This window comes from Gemmatimonadales bacterium, assembly GCA_035502185.1.
GTDB lineage: Bacteria > Gemmatimonadota > Gemmatimonadetes > Gemmatimonadales > JACORV01 > Fen-1245.
In genome coordinates this window covers 1-20,191 of the sequence record DATJUT010000046.1, presented here as the reverse complement: position 1 = coordinate 20,191, position 20,191 = coordinate 1, and the positions used below count along the sequence as shown (strand labels likewise).

The 20,191-nt window shown below is 74.4% G+C and carries 19 protein-coding genes; 7 read left to right on the top strand and 12 right to left on the bottom strand.

Annotated features, from left to right (window positions below):
• Positions 1-15 precede the first annotated feature (15 nt).
• Together VMF70_06115 and murA are read right to left on the bottom strand one after the other, a co-directional pair.
• Positions 16-873 (bottom strand): polyphenol oxidase family protein, encoded by an 858-nt coding sequence (locus VMF70_06115; GenBank protein ID HTT67585.1) that lies wholly within the window; start codon positions 871-873, stop codon positions 16-18.
• Between the two features lie 23 nt (positions 874-896).
• Positions 897-2,180 (bottom strand): UDP-N-acetylglucosamine 1-carboxyvinyltransferase, encoded by a 1,284-nt coding sequence (murA, locus tag VMF70_06110; protein HTT67584.1) that lies wholly within the window; start codon positions 2,178-2,180, stop codon positions 897-899.
• A 163-nt stretch (positions 2,181-2,343) separates the two neighbouring features.
• On the opposite strand from murA, the gene VMF70_06105 reads away from it, so the two are divergent.
• Both VMF70_06105 and VMF70_06100 read left to right on the top strand, forming a co-directional pair.
• The gene (locus VMF70_06105) at positions 2,344-2,775 is read left to right on the top strand and encodes a hypothetical protein (protein ID HTT67583.1); all 432 of its coding nucleotides are present in this window, start codon (positions 2,344-2,346) and stop codon (positions 2,773-2,775) included.
• A 7-nt stretch (positions 2,776-2,782) separates the two neighbouring features.
• On the top strand, positions 2,783-3,712 hold the full coding sequence (locus VMF70_06100; GenBank protein HTT67582.1) for a zinc dependent phospholipase C family protein: 930 nt from the start codon (positions 2,783-2,785) through the stop codon (positions 3,710-3,712).
• Between the two features lie 18 nt (positions 3,713-3,730).
• On the opposite strand, the gene VMF70_06095 is transcribed toward VMF70_06100, so the two are convergent.
• From VMF70_06095 to VMF70_06060, 8 genes are all read right to left on the bottom strand, one after another.
• The gene (locus tag VMF70_06095) at positions 3,731-4,114 is read right to left on the bottom strand and encodes a hypothetical protein (protein ID HTT67581.1); all 384 of its coding nucleotides are present in this window, start codon (positions 4,112-4,114) and stop codon (positions 3,731-3,733) included.
• A gap of 197 nt (positions 4,115-4,311) precedes the next feature.
• Positions 4,312-5,742 (bottom strand): Asp-tRNA(Asn)/Glu-tRNA(Gln) amidotransferase subunit GatB, encoded by a 1,431-nt coding sequence (gene gatB / locus VMF70_06090; protein ID HTT67580.1) that lies wholly within the window; start codon positions 5,740-5,742, stop codon positions 4,312-4,314.
• Positions 5,739-7,136 carry an Asp-tRNA(Asn)/Glu-tRNA(Gln) amidotransferase subunit GatA gene (gene gatA / locus VMF70_06085; protein HTT67579.1) on the bottom strand — a complete coding sequence of 466 codons (1,398 nt, stop codon included), beginning with the start codon at positions 7,134-7,136 and terminating at the stop codon, positions 5,739-5,741. The genes gatB and gatA overlap by 4 nt, the downstream gene beginning before the upstream one ends.
• Complete coding sequence (locus VMF70_06080; protein ID HTT67578.1) at positions 7,133-7,432, bottom strand: Asp-tRNA(Asn)/Glu-tRNA(Gln) amidotransferase subunit GatC; 300 nt, start codon at positions 7,430-7,432, stop codon at positions 7,133-7,135. The genes gatA and VMF70_06080 overlap by 4 nt, the downstream gene beginning before the upstream one ends.
• A 3-nt stretch (positions 7,433-7,435) precedes the next feature.
• On the bottom strand, positions 7,436-9,757 hold the full coding sequence (locus VMF70_06075) for a UvrD-helicase domain-containing protein (protein HTT67577.1): 2,322 nt from the start codon (positions 9,755-9,757) through the stop codon (positions 7,436-7,438).
• The gene (locus VMF70_06070; protein HTT67576.1) at positions 9,754-10,914 is read right to left on the bottom strand and encodes a HAMP domain-containing sensor histidine kinase; all 1,161 of its coding nucleotides are present in this window, start codon (positions 10,912-10,914) and stop codon (positions 9,754-9,756) included. The genes VMF70_06075 and VMF70_06070 overlap by 4 nt, the downstream gene beginning before the upstream one ends.
• Position 10,915: 1 nt before the next feature.
• On the bottom strand, positions 10,916-12,208 hold the full coding sequence (gene serS / locus VMF70_06065) for a serine--tRNA ligase (GenBank protein HTT67575.1): 1,293 nt from the start codon (positions 12,206-12,208) through the stop codon (positions 10,916-10,918).
• A 2-nt stretch (positions 12,209-12,210) separates the two neighbouring features.
• The gene (locus VMF70_06060) at positions 12,211-12,801 is read right to left on the bottom strand and encodes a hypothetical protein (GenBank protein ID HTT67574.1); all 591 of its coding nucleotides are present in this window, start codon (positions 12,799-12,801) and stop codon (positions 12,211-12,213) included.
• Between the two features lie 114 nt (positions 12,802-12,915).
• Between VMF70_06060 and VMF70_06055 the strand changes: the two genes are divergently transcribed.
• From VMF70_06055 to VMF70_06035, 5 genes are read left to right on the top strand one after another with little or no spacing between them, the layout of a single operon-like run.
• Entirely contained in the window at positions 12,916-13,269 is a 354-nt protein-coding gene (locus VMF70_06055; GenBank protein HTT67573.1) for a roadblock/LC7 domain-containing protein, read from the top strand.
• A 5-nt stretch (positions 13,270-13,274) separates the two neighbouring features.
• A complete protein-coding gene (locus VMF70_06050) occupies positions 13,275-13,676 on the top strand; it encodes a response regulator (protein ID HTT67572.1) in 402 nt (133 codons plus the stop codon).
• The gene (locus VMF70_06045; protein ID HTT67571.1) at positions 13,676-14,734 is read left to right on the top strand and encodes a sugar phosphate nucleotidyltransferase; all 1,059 of its coding nucleotides are present in this window, start codon (positions 13,676-13,678) and stop codon (positions 14,732-14,734) included. Before VMF70_06050 ends, VMF70_06045 begins: the two co-directional genes overlap by 1 nt.
• Positions 14,731-15,948: a putative sugar nucleotidyl transferase gene (locus tag VMF70_06040; protein HTT67570.1), complete on the top strand. Its 1,218-nt coding sequence runs from the start codon at positions 14,731-14,733 to the stop codon at positions 15,946-15,948. The genes VMF70_06045 and VMF70_06040 overlap by 4 nt, the downstream gene beginning before the upstream one ends.
• Complete coding sequence (locus tag VMF70_06035; protein HTT67569.1) at positions 15,939-16,757, top strand: MBL fold metallo-hydrolase; 819 nt, start codon at positions 15,939-15,941, stop codon at positions 16,755-16,757. Before VMF70_06040 ends, VMF70_06035 begins: the two co-directional genes overlap by 10 nt.
• On the opposite strand, the gene VMF70_06030 is transcribed toward VMF70_06035, so the two are convergent.
• Together VMF70_06030 and VMF70_06025 are read right to left on the bottom strand one after the other, a co-directional pair.
• A complete protein-coding gene (locus VMF70_06030; GenBank protein HTT67568.1) occupies positions 16,734-17,963 on the bottom strand; it encodes an HD domain-containing phosphohydrolase in 1,230 nt (409 codons plus the stop codon). The two genes, VMF70_06035 and VMF70_06030, sit on opposite strands and share 24 nt — an antisense overlap.
• The coding region (locus VMF70_06025; protein HTT67567.1) for a HEAT repeat domain-containing protein at positions 17,960-20,191 on the bottom strand (2,232 nt) is incomplete at its 5' end. The genes VMF70_06030 and VMF70_06025, both read right to left, overlap by 4 nt.

Genomic DNA, 20,191 nt, shown 5'->3' with positions numbered 1-20,191 from the left:
CGTCGGGCGAGGCGCTCAGGCCTGCGGTCTGCCCAGGTAGGCCACCATCCGGCCGTCGCGCCCGTCCGAGCCGCGGTGCGAGAAGAACCGGTCGCGCGAGCAGGCCGTGCAGTGGGGCGAGCGGCTCACGTCGCGAATCCCCAGCTTCGCGGCCCGCGCCGCCAGCGCATCGCGCAGGTCGAGCTGCACCGGGCGCCGGGTGCGGCGGCCCTCGATGGCCAGCACGACCTCGGGCCCGACCTCGTAGCACCCGCCGCAGATCGCCACGCCGAGGTGCAGCGCGAGGTCGGCGGCGCCCACCCCCGCGCGGCCCGCCAGCATGCCGACGCCGCGCTCCAGGATGCCGGCCGCGACGCCACGCCATCCGGCGTGCAGCAGGGCGAACGCCGTCCCGCCGGGCGCCGCGAGGTAGACCGGGACGCAGTCGGCGATGGTGACGGCGAGCAGCAGGCCCGGCTGCGCCGTCGCGTGCCCGTCCACGTCGTCCATCACGTGCCAGCCCGGGGCGACGCCCTCGTGCCATACGACCGTGGCCGTGTGCGCCTGCCGCGCCATCTGGAGCGCGGGAAACGCCGGCCGCACGCCGTGGAGGAAGGCGCGCCACCGGCCCATCACCCGGCCGACGGGCTCCTCCGTCTGCAGGCCCAGCGAGAACCCGCCGTTGCCGCCCCGCACCGTGAGGCCCGCCACGAGGCCGAAGCGCGCGCGCCACTCCTCCAGCTCCGCGCGCGGCACGATCGGGTCGGCGAGCGCGACCTCCGCGACCAGCCGGGCTTCCGGCCGGTCGGCCTCCGGGTCCTGCGGTCTCGTCGCCGTGGTGGCACTCGCGTCACCGCCGGATCGTGCGGGCGGCGCGAATGAGGCGTGAGTCACTGGTCGGTCTTCGTCCACGGCGCTCACCGCTCGCGGCGCTCGATCACCGCGCCGAGCGCGGTGAGCCGCTCGTGGATCCGCTCGTACCCGCGTTCGATCTGCCCCACGTTGTGGATGGTGCTGGTCCCCTCGGCCGCCAGCGCGGCCAGCAGGATCGCCATCCCCGCCCGGATGTCCGGGCTCTCGACCGTGCCGGCGTGCAGCGCCGACGGTCCGGCGACCACGGCGCGGTGCGGATCGCACAGCACGATCCGCGCACCCATCCCGATGAGCTTGTCCACGAAGAACAGGCGAGACTCGAACATCTTCTCGAACAGCAGCAGCAGGCCCTCGCACTGCGTGGCCGTGACCAGGGCGATGCTCATCAGGTCCGCCGGGAAGGCGGGCCACGGCCCGTCTTCCAGCTTGGAGACGTGGCCGCCGAGGTCGTCCTGGATGCGCCGCGCCTGGCCGGCCGCCACGATCAGCCGGTCGCCGTCCAGCCGCGGCGCGACCCCGAGCCGCTCGAAGCCCATCAGGGTGGCGCGCAGGTCCTCGGCGCGCACGCCCTCGATGGTGAGCGCGGAGTTCGTGACCGCCGCCAACCCGACGAACGAGCCGACCTCGATGTGGTCGGGGCCGATCGCGAACCGCGCGCCCTTCAGGACAGCCCCGCCCTCGACCGTGACCGTGTTGGTGCCGATGCCCTCGATCCGCGCGCCGAGCGCGACGAGGAAGTGCCCCAGGTCCTGCACGTGCGGCTCCGAGGCGGCGTTGCGCAGCACCGTGCGGCCCCGGGCCGCGACCGCGGCCATCAGCGCGTTCTCGGTCCCGGTGACGCTCGCCTCGTCGAGGAACACCTCGGCGCCCACCAGCTGCTTGGCCTCGAAGTCGAAGCTCGCGCCCACCGAGACCTCCGCCCCCAGGCGCTGCAGCGCGAGCAGGTGGGTGTCGATCCGCCGCCGGCCGATCACGTCGCCGCCGGGCGGCGGCAGCCGCACCCGGCCGAACCGCGCCAGCAGCGGACCCGCGAGCAGCACCGACGCACGGATCTTCCCGCACAGCGCCGGATCCGGGTCGGTGGCCTTCGCGTGGCGCGCGTCGAGGGCGAGCGTGTGCTCGCCTTCCCAGGCGGCCGTGACGCCCTGCGCGACCAGCAGCTCGAGCATCGTCTCGACGTCGCGGATGCGCGGCACGTTCTCGAGGGTGCAGGGCCCGTCCGCCAGGAGCGTAGCGGCGAGGATCGGCAGGGCGGCGTTCTTGTTGCCCGCGGGCCGGACCGTCCCGGAGAGACGGTGCCCGCCTTCGACGACGAAGAAGGGAGCCATGGCGCTCCAACAATGCAGATCGCGTTCACGCAGCGTCAAGGCGAAGGCTCTCGCAGCCGGGGGAGATCGAGCGGGCGGCGCGACGGCCGCTCCGTTCACGGTCGGCGGACAACGAGCGCGATTGCTTGACACCTCCGGCGCGCGGGTCGATGTTGCAGCCGCGATGACCGCCATTCCCGCCTGGGTCGCCCCGACGATCGCCATCGCGCTGGCCGTGATGGCCGCCTGCCTGCTGGTCATGGGTGGTGTGGCGCTCGCGATCGGCCTCGGCCTGCGCTCGCGCACCCGCGTGCTCACCGGCCAGCTCGCCACGCTCGCCGCCGACGCGCGCGCGGTGGCGGACCGCCTCAAGGCCGAGGTCGAGGGCTACGTCGACCTCTCGAGCGACACGCGCGCCCGGCTCAAGGGCGCCCTGGACGCGGTGCAGACCCGGCTCGAGGACCTGGACTCCCTGGCCGACGTGCTGCAGGACGAGGTCGAGGAGACGGCGCTGAGCGCGGCCTCGCTGCTCAGAACGGTCCGCCGCTCCGGCGCGGTCCTCGGCGCCGCGCGCCGCGCGGTGCGCCGCCGCCGTCCCGCCGAGCGGGAGGGCTGAGACGGGCGTGCGGCGCCTCGCGGCGTGCCTGGTCGTGGCGGTGCTCCTCCTCGCGCTCGTGCCGCACGACGCGTGGGCCTGGTCCCCGGGCACGCACGTCTTCATCGGGCAGTCGGTCCTGGCGAACCTGCAGTTCCTCCCGGGCTACCTGGCCGAGCTGCTGCAGAGCCACCCGCTCGACTTCCTCTACGGCTCCATCGCGGCCGACACCTCGTTCGCCAAGAAGTACGCGCCGGTCGGCCGGCACAGCCATGCCTGGCACGTAGGCCTGGAGATCGTGGAGCTGGCCGGCCGTGCGCCGCTCCGGGCGTTCGGCTTCGGCTACCTCGCGCACCTCGCGGCCGACGTCGTCGCGCACAACTTCTTCGTGCCGCGCCAGCTGGTGCTCACCTCGTCCACGCGGGCGCTGGGGCACTCGTACTGGGAGGGGCGCTTCGACATGCACGTCGGCGACGCGTACGCGCGCACCGCGCACGAGATCATCGCGCGCGACCACGCCGACGCCGACGAGCACCTCGACCGCATCATCTCCCCGACGATCTTCAGCGTGGGCACGAACCGCCGGCTGTTCCGCGGGATGGTGCAGCTCACCGATTGGGCCAACTGGCGCCGGGTGGTGCAGCTCGCGGCCGACGCGAGCCGCTGGGACCTCACGGACCGCGACGTGGAGCGGCACGTGGGCGCCTCGTTCAACTACGTGATGGACCTGTTCAACGCCGGGCCCGAGGCGCAGGCGCGGCGCTTCGAGCCCTCGGGGAGCCGCGCGCTCGCCGAGGCGAAGCGGCTGCGGCGCCTGGCGCTCTCCAACGGCGGACGCAAGGACGCCGACCGCGTGGCGGAGGTCGCGGAGGCGCACTTCGGCCTCCGGCCGACCAACCTGGGCTACTGGGAGCGCTACGACGTGGTGCCGCCGTGGCGGCAGGCGGGCGCGGCGTAGGTTGCGGAGCGCGGCCGCCTACGGCTGCAGCTCCGGCCGGGTATGAAGCAGGTTCCCCGCGATTGCCCAGTCCACGACGTCCCCCGGGTTGAGCGACAGGAATCCGGACTGGATCGTCACTGTCAGCCCCTCAGCGACGAATTCCGCCCCGCGCCCGAAGATCCAGGGGAAGCGCAGCACGAAACGACCGGTCGAGCCCGGATCGACCGTGCCCATCCGGTACGAATGGGTGCCGGCGCGGACGAAGATCACCGCCGTCTGTAGATAGGTGTTGGTGATGTTCACGATGACGCTGTCGGCCGGCTGCGGCGTCGCGGCAGCCGAACCTGCCCCGGTCCGGTGCGCGCAGGCCGAGCCTGCCACGAGCAGCATCGCGACGACGAGCGGCAGTCTGCTGAACATGGTTCCCTCCTCCAGCTTCACTCCCGCTGCCCAACAGTAGGCCGCACGGCCGCACGCAGCCAGATGCCGGCGTGCAAGTCTCTGGACGAATGATGAATGATTCCGTTGGGATTGTGAGCGCGCCGCTCGGTGCGATGCTCGGTTGAACGCAGACGGGGCGCCGCGAGGCGCCCCGTCTTCCTGCCCGCGTCGCCCGGCTACTTCTTGAGCGCCGCCGCGAGTGCCGTATTCACCGCTTTCGGATCCGCCTTCCCGCCGGACCGTTTCATCACCTGCCCCACCAGGAACCCGATCAGCTTGGTCTCGCCGGACCGGTAACGCGCGACCTCGGCGGGGTGTGCCTCGAGCGTCTCGCGGACCCAGCCGTCGATGGCGCCGCTGTCCGAGACCTGCAGGAGGCCGAGGCGCCCGGCAGTCTCGCGGGCGCTGTTCTTCGGCGTGGTGACCATCTCGCTCAACACGCGCCTGGCCGCCTGGCGGCTGAGCTGCCCGGCCTTCACGAGCCCGACCACTTCGCCGGCGAGCCCGGCGGATATCGGGATCGTCTCGCCGTCCTCGCTCAGGCTGAGCAGATCGTTCGCGACCCAGTTCCAGGCGTCCTTGCCTGCGTCTTTCCCCAGCCTGGCGGCGAACGACTCAAAGTAGTCGCCGATCGCGGCGGTCGCCGTCACCACCGCGCTCTCCGCGCTGCCGAGCCCGTAGTCCCGCTCGAACCGCTCCCGCCTCGCCGCCGGCAGCTCCGGCAGCGCCTGCCGCTCCGTCGCGAGCCACGCCTCACCCAGCACCAGCGGCGGGATGTCCGGCTCGGGGAAGTAGCGGTAGTCTTGGGCTTCCTCCTTGGAGCGCGTCGGCCGCACCTCGCCCGACGCCGCGTCGAACGTCATCGTCCGCTGCTCGATGCGCTCGCCCCGCTCGGTCGCCGCGATCTGCCGCGCGCGCTCGACCGTCAGTGCGTGCTCCACGCCCGAGAAGGAGTTCATGTTCTTGACTTCGGTGCGCGTCCGCAGCTCGGCGCTGCCCGCCGGCCGGATGGACAGGTTCGCGTCCACCCTCAGGCTCCCCTCCTCCATGTTGCAGTCCGACACCTCGACGTAGCGCAGCACCTGCTTGAGCGCGGCGAGATACGCGCGCGCCTCCGCCGGCGAGCGCAGGTCCGGCTCGCTCACGATCTCGACCAGCGGCACGCCGGAGCGGTTGAAGTCCACCGCCGTCATCCCCGGCACCCGGTCGTGGAACGACTTGCCGGCGTCCTCCTCGAGGTGCAGCCGCTTGATCCGCACCGTCACCGGCCCGCGCTCCGCCGAGGCGAAGGCCAGCGACCCGCCTGTGGCGAGCGGCTCGTCGAACTGGCTGATCTGGTAACCCTTGGGCAGGTCGGGATAGAAGTAGTTCTTGCGCGCGAAGATGCTGCGGCCGTGCACCGTGCAGCCCAGGGCGTACGCCGCGCGCACCGCCAGCCGCACGGCCCGCTCGTTCGGCACCGGCAGCGCGCCCGGGAGCCCCAGGCACACCGGGCACACGTTGGTGTTGGGCGGGTCGCCGAACCGCGCCGAGCAGGCGCAGAACATCTTGCTGCGCGTCAGCAGCTGGACGTGCACCTCCAGGCCGACGACGGTTTCCCAGGTCACCGGACCTCCGCCGTCGCGTCCACCGCGCGTTCCAGCGCCTGCGCGATGCGCACGATCGTGCTCTCCCCCTCCATCGGCCCGACGAGCTGGCCGCCGACCGGCAGCCCCTCGTCGCGGCCGATCGGCAGCGACAGGGCCGGCACCCACGCCAGGTTCGCCGTGCACACGAACACGTCGGAGAGGTACATCGCGAGCGGGTCGGCGAGGTTCTCGCCGAACTTGAACGCCGGCGTGGGCGTCGTGGGCGTGAACAGCGCGTGGACGCCGGATGCGAACACGCGCGCGAAGTCGGCCCGGATCGCCTCGCGCACCCGCTGCGCCTTGCCGTAGTACGCGTCGTAGTAGCCGGCGCTCAGCACGTAGGTGCCGAGCAGGATGCGGCGCCGCACCTCCGGCCCGAAGCCGCGGCCGCGCGTGGCGCGGTACATCGCCCGCACGTCGGCCGCCCCGCCCGCCCGCAGCCCGTAGCGCACTCCGTCGTAGCGCGCCAGGTTGCTCGACGCCTCGGCAGGGGCCACGATGTAGTAGGTGGGCACCGCGTACTTCGTGTGCGGCAGCGACACTTCGCGGGTCTCGGCCCCCAGCTCCTTCAGCCGCTCGAGGGCCCGGCGCGTCGCGGCCGCGACGCCCGCGTGCAGCCCCTTCGGGAAGTACTCGCGGGGCACGCCGATGACCGTGCCCGCCAGCGAGCCGGCCGCCGGCCCGGGCTCGCCGAGGGGAACGCGGTCCAGCGTCGTCGCGTCGCGGTCGTCGCGGCCGCTCACCGCCGCCAGCAGCCGCGCCGCGCTCGCCACGTCCCTCCCCAGCGTCCCGATCTGGTCGAGCGAGCTGCCGAAGGCCACCAGCCCGTAGCGGCTCACCCGGCCGTAGGTGGGCTTGATCCCCACCACGCCGCAGAACGCCGCCGGCTGCCGCACCGAGCCGCCGGTCTCCGATCCCAGGGCCATCGCGACCGCACCGGCCGCGACGGCCGCGGCGGAGCCCCCCGACGATCCGCCCGGCACCCGCGACGGGTCGCTCGGGTTGCGCGCCGGTCCGTAGGCCGACCACTCGGTCGAGGAGCCCATGGCGAACTCGTCGCACACGGTCTTGCCCGCCACCATGGCGCCCGCCTCTCGCAACCGCCGCACCGCGGTGGCCTCGTACGGCGAGCGCCACCCCTCGAGAATCTTCGAGCCGCAGGTGGTGGGGAACGTCGCGTCGGCGATCACGTCCTTGACCGCGACTGCCTCGCCCGCCAGCGCGCCGCCCGCCGCCGCGGGCGAGGCCGCGAGCGCGTCCGCCTGCTCGAGCAGCGCCGCCTCGGACCAGGCGAGGAAGGCGTGCGCGCCCTTCGCCTCGCAGGCCGCGATGCGGGCGGCCGCGTCCCGCGCCGCCTTCCGGAAATCGCTCACGGCACGTCGTCTCCGCGGTCCAGCTCGCCCAGCCGCGGCACCGTGAACAGCCCGCCGTGGAAGGCGGGGGCGATGTCCTTCGGCGCGCGGGTCAGCGAATCAGGGCCGATCTCGTCGCGCCGCAGGCGCGCCGCACGGGCGTCGCCCGCCGCCGCGTCGTCGGTCACCTCGCCCAGCTGCGCGAAGTAGTCCACGATGCGGGTGAGCTGGCGCTCCAGCTCCGCCGCCGCCTGGTCGTCCACCGCCAGCTCGGCCAGGGCCGCGATCTTCTCGACGTCCTTCCGGGTCACGCTCATCGGCTACACCCAGTCCCGCTCGAGGCCGGCGTACGCCGCCAGCAGCTGCTTGAGCCCCACGGTCTCGTCGTCAAACTCCACCGCGACCTTGAGATCGCGCCCCCGGCCCTCCACCCGCCGGATCGTCCCGCTGCCGAACCGCCGGTGCCGCACCCGCTCGCCGGTCCGGTACGCCGGCGCGTCGTCGGAGACCTCCGCCGCGTCGGGCTCCTCCGCACCGACCAGCGCCAGCGACCGGCCGGCGGCGGGCGCCGGCCGCCGCCGCGGCTCCCGCGCCAGGCCCCACGACGGCCGCGTCACCCGCTGCTCCGCCAGCGCGGGCGGTACGTCGTCCAGGAACCGCGACGGGAACCCCGCCCGCAGCTCCCCGCCCCGGCGCCGCGCGGTGGCGTAGGTCAGGAACACCTTGTCCTTGGCGCGCGTGACGCCCACGTAGCAGAGGCGGCGCTCCTCCTCCAGGGCCTCCGGCGTGTCGGCCCGCGACAGCGGGAACAGGCCCTCCTCCAGTCCCGCGATGGCGACGACCGGGAACTCGAGGCCCTTGGCCGCGTGCAGCGTCATCAGCGTGACGCCGTTCTCGCCGCGCTCGATCTCCGAGTTGCCCGTGAGCGCCGTCTGCGCGAGGAACCGCTGGATCGGGCTCTCGCCGCTCTCTCCTTCCGGCACCGGGGCGGCGGGGTCTGCCGCCTTGGCGTCTTCGCCGTCCGGCAACCGGTTCCGGTCGTCCGCCCTTCCCCCTTCGCCGTCAGCCATCTGCTCCGCCCCGTACTCCTCCGACCAGGCCGCGGCCGCCGTCACCAGCTCGGCCACGTTCTCCACCCGCTCCGGCCCGGTCTCGTCCTCCTCGAGCAGATAGCGCTCGAAGCCCGTGCGCGCGACGATCGCGCGCAGCGCCTCCGCCGGCTGCAGCGCCGCCAGCTCGCGGCGGGCCGCCGCCAGCTCGCGCGCGAACTGCTCCAGCCCCTCGCGCGCCTTCGGCCGCAGCTCCGCCACGCGGCCGGCCGCCTCGGCCGTGCGCGCCAGCGACCAGCCCCACTGCGCCGCCTGGCGGGACAGCACCTCGAGGCTCTGCTCGCCGATCCCGCGGCGCGGCGCCCCCACCGCCCGCCGGAAGGCCGCGTCGTCGTCCGCGTTCGCCACCAGCCTGAGGTGCGCCAGCAGGTCCTTCACCTCGCGCCGCTCGTAGAAGCTCACTGCGCCCACCACCCGGTACGGCACGGCCGAGCGCCGCAGCTCGTCCTCGAAGGCGCGCGTCTGCGCGTTGGTCCGCAGCAGCACGGCCATCTCGTCGTACGCGTGCGCGCCGCGGCGCACCCGCGCCTGGAACTCGCGCACCAGCCACTCCGCCTCGTCGCGCTCGTCGGCGGCGGTCACCACCGTGATCGGCTCCCCGCCCTCCCGGCGCGTGAACAGCGTCTTGCCCAGCCGGCCGCGGTTGGGCGCGATCACGCTGTTCGCCGCCTCGAGGATGGCACTGGTCGAGCGGTAGTTCTGCTCCAGCCGCACCAGCCGCGCCCCCGGGAAGTCGCGCTGGAACTCGAGGATGTTCCGGAGGTCGGCGCCGCGCCAGCCGTAGATGGACTGATCGTCGTCCCCCACCACGAACAGGTTGCCGCCCTCGCCCGCCAGCGACTTCAGGAACAGGTACTGCGCGCGGTTGGTGTCCTGGTACTCGTCCACGAGCAGGAACCGGAACCGCGCGCGGTAGTGCTCGAGCGTGGCCGGCCGCTGGGCGAACAGCGTCAACGGGTGCAGCAGCAGGTCGTCGAAGTCCATCGCGTTGGCGCGCCGCAGCGCGGCCTCCATCGCGGCATACACCCTCGCGACGTTGGCGTGGTAGGGGTCGGCAGCCTCCTGCGCGTAGGCCTCCGGGCCCACCATCGCGTTCTTGGCGCGCGAGATCTCGTGCCGCACCACGCGCCCGCCGTACAACCGCGGCGGCAGGCCGAGGTCGTCCACCAGGCGCCGGACCAGCGCCTCCACGTCGTCCTCGTCGTAGATCGTGAAGCTGCGGGAGAAACCGAGCGAAGGCGCCTCGCGCCGCAGCAGCCGCGCGCAGATGGCGTGGAAGGTCCCGATCCACAGGCCGTCGGGCTCCGCGCCCAGGAGCTGCGCGACCCGGGCCTTCATCTCCCCGGCCGCCTTGTTGGTGAAGGTCACGGCCAGGATGTGGCGCGGGTCGACGCCGTGCTCGTCGATGAGGCGCGCCAGGCGCACGGTCAGGACGCGGGTCTTGCCCGAGCCGGCGCCCGCCAGCACCAGCATCGGGCCGGCGACGTGGGCGACCGCCTCCTGCTGCGGCTCGTTGAGCGCGACCCCGATCATCCGGCGGGGAGCTCGCGCGGCAGGTGCAGCGCGAACCGCGCCCCGGCCTCGGACGGCTCGAGCACCAGCCGGCCGCCGTGGCCCTCCTCGACCACCCGGCGGGCGAGGGCCAGCCCGAGCCCCCAGCCGCCCTCCTTGGTGGTCGCGCCCGCGGTGAACAGCCGGTGCCGGAGCTCGCGAGCCACGCCCGGGCCGTCGTCGGTCACGGTCACCACCACCCCGTCGGGCTCGCTCGCGACCGCGACCTCGATGGTGCCGCCGCGCCCCTTGAGCGCGTCCACCGCGTTGCGGACCAGCGCCTCGAGCGCCCACTCGAGCAGCAGCGCGTCGCCCTCAACCCCCGCCGGCGTGCCGTCGGAGCGGACCTCCAGCGCGATGCGGTGCGCCAGCGTCGGCAGCCGCGGCCGGAAGTAGGAGCCCACGGCGTCGGCCACGGCCGCGACGTCCACGTTGTCGCGCCGCGGCGGTTGGCCGATCCGCTCGAACCGCCGGGCCACCCGGTCGAGGCGCTCGTAGTCGCCGGCCAGGTGCCAGGCGATCTCGTCGCGCCGGTCGGCCCCGTCGCGCAGCCGGTCGATCCATCCGGCCAGCGAGGTGAGCGGGGTGCCGAGCTGGTGCGCCGATTCCCGCGCCATCGCGACCCACACGCGGTCGCGGGCGGCGCGCACCGAGGCGCGGTGCGCCAGCACCGCGACGCCCGCCAGCCCGGCGACCGTGGCCAGCTCCAGGACGAAGATCAGCCGCAGGCGGGCCCGGACCGGCAGCGCTCCCACGTGGACGGTGCGGCCGCTGATCTCGGTCAGGGGCGGGTTGTCGCGGTCGAGCGAGACCACGAAGGCTCGGAGCGCCGGGGAGTCGAACGCCATCGGCGCCGGGAGGTTGGCGGTGTCGGTCGGGACGCCGTGCTGATCGGTGACGACCAGCGGAATGCCCTGCCGGCGGATCTGGGTCGCGAGGCCGAACAGCGCGTCGGTCGCCCCGTATTCGCTGGAGTCGCCCAGCCCCGTGAACACGCGCGCGTACAGCTCGGAGGCGCGGTGCGCGTCCTCGCTCAAGTGATCGGCCGTGAGGTACGCGGAGACCAGCGTGAGCGCGCCGGCGAGCGCCGCCAGCAGCCACACCGTCTCCGGGCGGCGCAGCCACCTCGCCCGGCGCACCCTAGCGCGCGGAGGCCTCAAGGCGGTCCACCCCGAGCGAGGGCGCCAGCGCGGGCGGCAGGCGCACGCTGCCGTCCGGCTGCTGGCCGCTCTCCAGCAGCGCGATCACGGTGCGCGGGAGCGCGAGCGCGGAGCCGTTGAGGGTGTGCACGAACTCCGGCTTGGCGCCGCGCGCGGGCCGGTAGCGGGTGTTCATGCGCCGCGCCTGGAAGTCCCGGTAGGTGCTGCAGCTCGAGACCTCCAGCCACTTGCGGGCGCCCGGCGCCCACACCTCGAGATCGTACTGGCGGTGGTTCGCGAACCCCATGTCCCCCGCCGCGATCAGGACCACGCGGTACGCCAGGCCGAGCCGCTGCAGCACCGTCTCCGCGTGGCGGGTCAGCTCCTCGTGCGCCGCGGCGCTCGCCTCGGCGCGCTCGAGGCGCACCAGCTCCACCTTGTCGAACTGGTGCACCCGCGTCAGCCCCCGCGTGTCGGCGCCGTGCGCGCCCGCCTCGCGGCGGAAGCAGGGCGTGTAGGCCACGTACTTCTTGGGCAGCTCCTCGCCCGCCAGCACCTCGCCGCGGTGGAGGTTGGTGACCGGCACCTCCGCCGTCGGCACCAGGAACAGGTCGTCCGACGTGCGGTACATGTCGTCCTCGTACTTGGGCAGCTGCCCCGTGCCCGTCATGCACGCGCGGTTCACCACGAACGGCGGCGCCACCTCCGTGTACCCGTGCTCGAAGGTGTGCAGGTCGAGCATGAAGGCCACCAGCGCCCGCTCCAGCCGCGCGCCCGCGCCCACGAGCAGCGGAAACCCCGAGCCGGCCAGCGCCGCCCCGCGCTCCAGCTGGAACAGCCCCAGCGCCTGGCCGATGTCCCAGTGCGGCCGGTGCCACGGCTGCGGCTCCACCGGCTCGCCCCACGTCCGCACCACGACGTTGTGGCTCGCGTCGCCCGCCGGCACGTCGGCCGCGGTGACGTTCGGCACGAAGGCCAGCGCCGCCTCGAACGCCGCCTCCGCCTCCGCCGCGCCGGCCGCCACCGCGTCGGCGCGGGCCGACAGCTCGCCCAGCGTCGCCAGCAGCGGCGCGGCGTCCTCGCCGCGCTTCTTCCGCTCCCCCACCTCGCGGCTCTTGGCGTTGAGCTCGGCCTTGACCGCGTCGGCCTCGCCGATCGCCACGCGGCGGCGCTCCGCCAGCCCGCGCAGCTTCGCCAGCAGCGCGTCCAGCTCCGGGCCCGCGCCGCGCGCCGCCAGCTGGGCGCGCAGGGCCGCGAAAGCCTCCGCGTCTCGGAACAGCCTGGGATCGAGCACCGCTACTCCGACGGCGGCAGCGAGTCGGCTTTGAGGCTGCGATAGCCGCAGTTCAGGTCGGCCAGGATGGCGAACGTGATGGTGCGGGCCACGAAGTCCAGCGCCGTCACCTCGATCTTCGCGTAGACGGGCCGGACGTAGCCGAAGTTGCAGGTCTGCGAGCGCGAGGCGGCCAGCACCACGGTGCCCACCTTCACCGGGACCGCGAGCGTGTCCTGGTAGCCGGAGGTCGGTGCGATGGTGATCGAGTCGAAGGCCTGGGTCGTCACCTGCAGGCCTCCGTCCACGTACAGTCCCATCGCCCCGCGCGGCAGCAGCACCGCCGTGGTGTCGGCGAGGCTGTCGGTGCGGATGTCGAACGCGAAGTCGAAGGACGAGACGCGATCGGTGCGCGCCACCACGTTGTCCAGCACGTCGTAGGCCGAGGGATGCGCGATGTCCGTGTTGGTGAGCGCCCACAGCGTCACGGAATCGACGAAGGTGCCCACGGCCGCCGGCGGCAGCTGGAACGGGTTGTCGCACGCCGTGGTACCGGCGAGCTGTGCGAGCGCGAGGAGCGCTACGATCCGCGGGAAGACCGGGGGACGCGACATCAGCTAACCAGCGAAGAATAGGCGAGTTGCGCGCTCAGTGTCAACCGCCGGACGTGCTTGACACCGCCCCGGGCGCGGCCTACGTTGGACCGCCGTTCACCAGCGAGGGACCGGATGCCGACAATTCGCGACGTCGTGCAGGTGCTCGCGCGCCGCGAGGGGGTGGATGCCGTCATCGTGCTCGGCGACGACGGCCTGCCCATCGACAGCCAGGTCGCCGACGGGCTCGACTCGGAGGCCGTGGCCGCCCACCTGCCGGCTGTGCTCCAGGCCTGCGAGGAGCTGGGCCGCAACGCCCGGCGCGGCGAGCTCACCACCGGCGTGCTCGAGTACGCCGAGGGCTTCGCGGTCGTGGCCAACCTCTCGGTCGACGCCAAGCTCCTGATCCTGCTCCGGCCGCGCACCAACCTCGGACCGCTGCTCTACGATCTCACGCGCCATCGCGCGAAGATCGCCCGGCTGCTCTAGAGGCGGTGCCAACGCCGCACCATCTCCTCGTCATCGACGACGAACCCTTCATCGGACGCATCGTGCGCCTGGAATTCGAGCGCGGCCCCTACCAGGTCTCCATCGCCCACGACGGCGAGGAGGGGCTGCGGTTCCTGCGCGACCACGACGACGTGGACCTGGTGCTCCTCGACGTCAACCTGCCGGCGCGCTCCGGCCTCGACCTGCTGGCGGAGGCGCGCGCCGATCCGCGCCTCAGCCGCGTGCCGTTCATCGTGCTCACCGCCGCCGGCCAGAGCGCCACGGCCGAGCGCGCGGACGCGCTCGGGGCCGCCGGGTTCGTGACCAAGCCCTTCTCGCCCAAGAAGCTGCTCCGCCAGGTCGCCGCCATCCTGGGCGACGACGTGGGCGGCGGGACGACGGCCTGATGCGCTGGGCCGTGGTCCTGGCCGGCGGCGTGGGCTCGCGGTTCTGGCCGGTGTCCACGGCGGAGCGGCCCAAGCAGCTGCTGGCGCTGGCGGGCGCGCGGCCCCTGGTGGCCGACGCCGTCGCCCGCCTGCTCCCGCTCATCGCGGCCGAGCGCGTTTTGGTCGTGGGCTCCGGCCGGCTGCAGGGCGCCCTGCGCCGGGCCCTTCCCGAGCTGGCGGCGGACAACGTGCTGGCCGAGCCGGTCGCCGCCTCCACGGCGCCGGCCCTGGCCTGGGCCACGACGCGGGCCGCCGCGGCCGATCCGGGCGCCAGCGTCCTGAGCGTGCATGCCGACTGGACCGTGGCGGATCCCGAGGCGTTCCGCGCGGCCGCCGCCGCCGCGCTCGAGCTCGCCGAGGTCGAGGGCGCGCTGGTGACGGTCGGCGCGCCGCCCACCCGGCCCGAGGTCGGGTACGGCTACGTCGTCCCCGGCAAGCGCATCGGCGCCGGACCGGCGCGCCGCATCGAGCGGTTCGTCGAGAAGCCGGACGCCGCGGAGGCGGCCCGGTTGATCGCCGCCGGCGCGCTGTGGAACACGGGGATGTTCGCGTGGACCGCGGCGCGGTTCCGCGCCGAGTGCGTGCGCCACGCGCCGGAGCTGGCGGGCGGCCTGGCGGCGCTCGACCGGGGCGACGTCGAGGGGTTCTATCGCGCCGCGACGCCGGTGAGCGTGGACGTCGCGCTGTACGAGCGCACCGCCCGTGGCGCCGTGCTGCCCGGCGACTTCGGGTGGGACGACGTCGGCTCGTGGGCCGCCCTGTCGCGCGTGCGCGCGGCCGACGCGCGCGGCAACGTGGCGGTCGGGTCCGCCTTCGCCGCGGACGCCGCGAACTGCATCGTCTGGAGCGAGGACGGCGCGATCGTCCTCGACGGCGTGTCGGACCTCGTCGTGGTGTGCTCGCGCGGCGTCACGCTGGTCACCACGCGCGAGCGCGCCCCGCACCTCAAGGAGCTGTTGGCCCGGCTGCCGCCGGGGCTCGCGAGCGAAGGCGGCGCGCCGGAAGGAGACCGCCGATGAGCGTTCAGCTGTTCCTGTACGACGCGCCCGAGGACCTGCCCCTGTTCCTCCCGTTCTCGCTCACCCGTCCGCTGGGCGAGCTGAGGTACGGCGCGTTCCTGCTGCGCGAGCGCTGGTCGGCGCGGCTGAGCCTGCCGGTGACCGGGTACCTGACGCCGCACCAGCACCTGCGCGAGTTCGTCGAGCCCGGCGCGCCGGTGGTGGTCGCGGGCCCGGGGGAGAAGAACGAGCCGCGGCTCCTGCTGCGCTCCACCTTCGTGCCCGCCGCGGACCTGGGCCGCAACGCGTCGCCCGCCGAGCCGGTGCGGTTCGTGGACGGCGGCGGCGCCACGGTCGGCTACGCGCTCCCCCGGCGGGCCGACTGGCCGGGGTTCGACGCCGCCGCCGCCTGGCACCAGGTCCCGCTCGCGGGCAAGCGCCTGGGCGGAGTCTGGGAGCTGGTGGGCGACCTCAACACCGTGCTGCGGGCCGACCTCGAGCACGTGCGGCCCGAGCAGGGCGCGGCCACCATCCCGCGCGGCGCCGTGGTGCTCGGCGACCCGGCGCTCGCGTTCGTGGGCGAGGCCACGCTCGAGCCGCAGGTCGTGCTGGACGTGCGCAACGGTCCGATCATGCTCGCCCCCGGCGTCGAGGTGCGCGCCTTCGCGCGGCTGGTGGGCCCGCTCGCCGTCGCGCGTGACACGCGCATCCTCGGCGGCCAGGTCTCGGGCAGCGCCGTCGGGCCGAAGTGCGTGGTGAACGGCGAGGTGTCGGCCACCCTGTTCCTGGGCTACGCCAACAAGGCCCACGACGGCTTCCTCGGCCACTCGGTGGTGGGCCGGTGGGTCAACCTCGGCGCCGGCACGACCAACTCCAACCTCAAGAACACCTACGGCCCGGTGCGGGTGAGCCTCGGAGGCGCGCGCCACGAGACCGGGCTGATGTTCATGGGCTCGCTGATCGGCGACCACGTGAAGACTGCGATCGGCACCATGCTGCCCACCGGGTGCGTCATCGGGGTCGGCGCGAACCTGTTCGGCACGGCGCGGCCGCCGAGCGAGGTGCCGCCGTTCGCGTGGGGGCTCGACGAGCCGGGGGCGCTGCTGGAGTGCGGCCGGTTCGTCGAGATCGCGGCGCGCGTGATGCCGCGCCGCGACGTGGCGGTGGACCAGGGCACGCGGCGCTACCTCGCCGCGGTGTGGGGCGCCGCCACCGGCCGGGCGCCGTGCGGCTGACCGTCCTCGGCTCCGGGAGCCGCGGCAACGCGGTGCTGGTGGAGTCCGGCGGCGGCGCGCTCCTGGTGGACGCCGGCTTCTCGCTGCGCGACCTGGCGCGCCGCCTGGCGGTGGCGGGCGGCGACCCGGCGCGCCTGGTGGGCATCGTCCTCACCCACGAGCACGGCGACCACGCGCGGGGCGCGAGCGCGGCGGCCGCCGCCTGGGGCGTGCCGCTGCTGGCCAGCGCGGGGACCCTGGCCGCGCTCGCGCCCCGCCTCAAGCCCGGGACCGAGACCCGCCCGCTGGCGGCCGGCGCGCGCCAGCGGTGCGGCGGCTTCGCGCTGCGCTCCTTCCCCACGGCGCACGACGCGAGCGACGCCATCATGCTGGTGGTCGAGGACGGCGACGGCCGGAGGGTGGGCGTCGCCTACGACGTCGGCACGCCGACCGCGGCGCTGCGCCACGCCTGCCGCGAGCTGGACGCCCTGGTGCTGGAGACCAACCACGACGAGGTGATGCTCCGCGCCAGCGGCTATCCGCCGGCGGTCCGGGCGCGCATCGCCGGCCACGGCGGGCACCTGTCCAACAGCGAGGCGGCCCGGCTGGTGGCCGACGTGGCGCACGCCGGCCTGGCCGTAGTGGTGCTCGCCCACCTGTCCGACCGGTGCAACACGCCCGAGCTGGCCCTGGGCGCGGTGGCCCGCGCGCTCAAGGGCACCGCGTTCCGCGGCCGGCTGCTCGTCGCGCGCCAGGACGCCCCGCTGCCGGCCCTCGAAGTCGGCGCGGAGCTGGAGCAGCTCGCGCTACCCCTGCCCGGCGGGCGCTGAACTGCCGGGGGCCGCGGACGCCGACGGCGCCAGCGGCAGCGCGTGCATGTCCACGACCGGCGTCTGGTCGTCGAGCGCGGCCTGCCGCGGCTCCCACTCCGACATCATCTTCACGAACCGCCGCGCGACGTCCGGCTCGAACTCCGTCCCCGCGCGCTCCTCCACGTAGTCGAGCACCTTCGGGGCCGGCCACGCGGAGCGGTAGGGCCGGTTGGTGCGCAGGGCGTCGTACACGTCGCACACGTGCACCAGCTTGGAGGCCTGGTGGCACTCGCGCGGATAGTCCAGCCTGGGGTAGCCGCCGCCGTTCTGCATGATGTGGTGCTCGTACGCCACCACCGCGGCCAGGTCGAGGTTCTCGTGCGACTCCATGATGATCCGCGCGCCCTCCACCGGATGGCGGTTCATCACCTCCCGCTCCTCCGGCGTCAGCCGCCCGGTCTTGTTCAGGATCTCGGACGGGATCTTGACCTTCCCGATGTCGTGCAGCAGCCCCGCGACGCCGAACGCGCGGACGTCGCGCGCGCCCAGGCCGATCCACTCGGCGAGGCCCATCGCCAGCACGCACACGTTGAGCGAGTGCGTGGTGGTGTACTCGTCGTACCGCCGCAGCTCGAGCAGCGGCAGCACGACCGCCTGGTCGCCGTGCATCGCCGCCGCCAGCGAGCGCACCACCGCCTCCGCCTCGGCCAGCGGCAGGCCGCTCCCGCCCTGCGTCTCCTCGTGGAGCCACTGGATCGTCTCGGCCTCCTCGTGCAGCGACAGCGCGATGGTGGCGGTCTGCAGCTCCGGCGCCGACCCCAGCTCCTTGATGCCCACCGCCCCGAACTTGATGGGACCGCCCGCCCGCGGCGCCTCCCCCGCCTGCTGCACCGCGAACAGCGTCAGCTTGGCCATCAGCTGCGTGAGGAAGCTCTCGAACTCCTCCCGGGTCACCTCGGTCTCGAACTCGACCCGCTGGATCCCGGCCCCGGCGAGGCGGTTGCTCCAGTCCCAGCCCCTGAGCTCGCGCATCGGCCGGTCGCCGAACACCACGTCGTCGCCCAGGAACGAGAACGACACCCGGCGGTCGACCTTCTGGAGCACCTGCAGGTTGCCGTAGGCGACGTCGACGACGCCCTCCCGTGCGGGGTGTCCCTCCGGATACAGCGACATCGTGGACAGCGCCTGCGCCAGCGACGTCAGGAAGCGGGCCGGGTCGCTCACGTGCCTCCCTTCAGGGCCTCGGTCGTGACCCGCATGATGGACGGGTCCTTCAGCAGCGCCGCCTGCTCCAGCCGCTCCCGCGCCCGGCGGTCGGGGAGGAACTCCCCCAGGGCTGCCAGCGCCGCGAGGAACTCGGGCTCGTCGAAGCCGCGGCGCATGCCGCCGAGCAGGCTCCGCCTGAGCTGCGTGATCCGGAGCAGGGCGTCGAGCGACAGCCGGCCGCCCTCCGCGCCGAGGGCGCGGATCGCCGCCACCCGCAGCTCGCTCTCCTCGTCGCCGGTCGCCAGCGCCACGACCAGCGGCACCGCGGCCTCCGGGCAGCCGCCGTCGGCCACCGCCGACAGGGCCAGCCGCTTGACGCGCGCGTCCTCGTCGGCGAGCGCGGTGCAGATGGCGCGCGTCCGGACCGCCGGCTCACGGAACAGGACCCGCAGCGCCTCGCGGCGCACCCGCAGGTCCGCGTGCTGCGCGTACTGCGCGGCGTTGAGGCCGGCCGGGGCCGCCGGCAGCTCCGCCGCCAGGTAGAGCAGGTTGCGCACCACGTACCACCGCTCGTCGCCCAGCCGCGGCAGCAGGTGGGGGCCCAGCGCCGGTCCGATCCTGATCAGCCGGTCGATCAGCGCCCGCCGCACCTGGCGCGACTCCGACTCCGCGAGCAGGTCCAGCATCGGCTCGGCCGCCGCGTCGCCCAGCCGTGGCAGCACGCGGTCGAGGAGCACGAAGTCCGGCGGCTGCGCGGCCAGCATGGCCCGCACCACCTCCGGCGTGACCAGCCGCGCGCCGAGCGCCTCGGTGGCCGCCGACGCCTGCGGCGCCTGCTCGAGCACGTCCAGCGCGTCGGCCAGCCGGTTCCCGAGCACCAGATGGTCCATGGCGCGGCCGAGCGCGCCGCCGCTCGCCCCGATCTCGCAGGCCATCTGGACCAGGCGCTCGGGCTCCGGCTCGAACTGCGCCTCGCCCGGCGCCACGAGGGCCGGCGCGACCTGCGACATCTTCTCCAACGCCGCCGCGTATCCCTCCGGGTTCGGGTCGGCCAGCGCCCACCCGCGCACCAGCTCCGCCACCTGCTCCCGCAGGTTCACCTCGGCCACGACCCGCGACGCCGCCGGCCCGCGCTCCGCGTGGTGGCCCAGCTTGGTGAGCATCCGCAGCATCGAGCGCGAAACCGGCGCGCCCGTGCCCGACGCGGCCTGCACCAGGTCCACCACCGCGTCCACCGCCATCCCCTGCGACGCGTCCAGGATGAACTGCCGCCGCTGGCTGCGGTCGCCCCCCATCTCGAGCAGCCGCGCCAGCGTCTGCTTGTCCAGGGCGCCGATCAGCTTGCTCATCCGCTTCTTCAAGGCCACCGCGCCCGATCCGCCGGCCACCTTCAGCTCGTCGGCGATCTGCAGCATGTAGCCCACGATCACCTGGTCGTACGCGGTGCCGCGCTCGTGCCCCTCGATGGCCCGCGCCACCTGGGAGGGCTCCGCGGCGGCCGCCTCCATCGGCGCCGCGGGCTGCACCGCGTCGAGGGCCGCGTCGATCTCCGCGTCGCTGAGCGGCGCGCTGGCGCCGCCCTGCGCGCCCTGCCCCGCCTGCCCCGCCTGCGCCGGCCGCCCCGCGGCCTTCGGCTCCGGCGTCGGCTTGCCCACGTCCTCCGACGCGAGCGCCGCTCGCGCGAGCCCCACCCACAGCTGCGCCGCCTTCGTGGCCCCCGGCGTGGCGGTCGGCTCCTCCTCGCCGTCGCCGCCCTCCAGGAGCTGGAGCCGGTCGAAGGTCAGCGGGTAGAGCCGGATGTGGGGCCACGCGGCGATCTTGCCCAGGGGCTGCATGCCGAGCGGCTCGCCTCCGCCCCGTCCGGCGTCCACCGCCAGCAGCTTCAGCGACTCGTCGATCTCCGAGCCCACCACGCCCCGGGCGAAGCTGATCGCCCCGAGGTGATGCCGGTGCAGCCGGTCGGCGAGATCCTTCAGCACGGGGTGCTTCGGATCGGTGGCCACCCCTTCGATCACCAGCTGCTCCCGCGCCACGCCGAGCGACAGCGTCCCCCGCTCGGCGAGCAGCGTGTCGAGTCGGCGGGCCACGGCGTCCGACGAGGGGCCCAGCGTCGGGTGCCCGTCCGGGTACATCGAGTGCTTGTGCAACGCGATGGAGAACTCGATGAGGAAGTCCGACAGCTCCCTCGGAAGCGCGGCGCGCTGGACCATCGACTGCCGCGGAGCGGCAGGCTGCGAAGGGGCGCC

What these genes read in the sequence shown, in the direction of transcription:
- VMF70_06040 (HTT67570.1), top strand. Translation starts at nt 14,731, where the DNA reads ATGAGCGTTCAGCTGTTCCTGTACGACGCGCCCGAGGACCTGCCCCTG.
- VMF70_06045 (HTT67571.1), top strand. Translation starts at nt 13,676, where the DNA reads ATGCGCTGGGCCGTGGTCCTGGCCGGCGGCGTGGGCTCGCGGTTCTGG.
- murA (HTT67584.1), bottom strand. Translation starts at nt 2,180, where the DNA reads ATGGCTCCCTTCTTCGTCGTCGAAGGCGGGCACCGTCTCTCCGGGACG.
- VMF70_06075 (HTT67577.1), bottom strand. Translation starts at nt 9,757, where the DNA reads ATGATCGGGGTCGCGCTCAACGAGCCGCAGCAGGAGGCGGTCGCCCAC.
- VMF70_06080 (HTT67578.1), bottom strand. Translation starts at nt 7,432, where the DNA reads ATGAGCGTGACCCGGAAGGACGTCGAGAAGATCGCGGCCCTGGCCGAG.
- VMF70_06060 (HTT67574.1), bottom strand. Translation starts at nt 12,801, where the DNA reads ATGTCGCGTCCCCCGGTCTTCCCGCGGATCGTAGCGCTCCTCGCGCTC.
- VMF70_06055 (HTT67573.1), top strand. Translation starts at nt 12,916, where the DNA reads ATGCCGACAATTCGCGACGTCGTGCAGGTGCTCGCGCGCCGCGAGGGG.
- VMF70_06105 (HTT67583.1), top strand. Translation starts at nt 2,344, where the DNA reads ATGACCGCCATTCCCGCCTGGGTCGCCCCGACGATCGCCATCGCGCTG.
- VMF70_06095 (HTT67581.1), bottom strand. Translation starts at nt 4,114, where the DNA reads ATGTTCAGCAGACTGCCGCTCGTCGTCGCGATGCTGCTCGTGGCAGGC.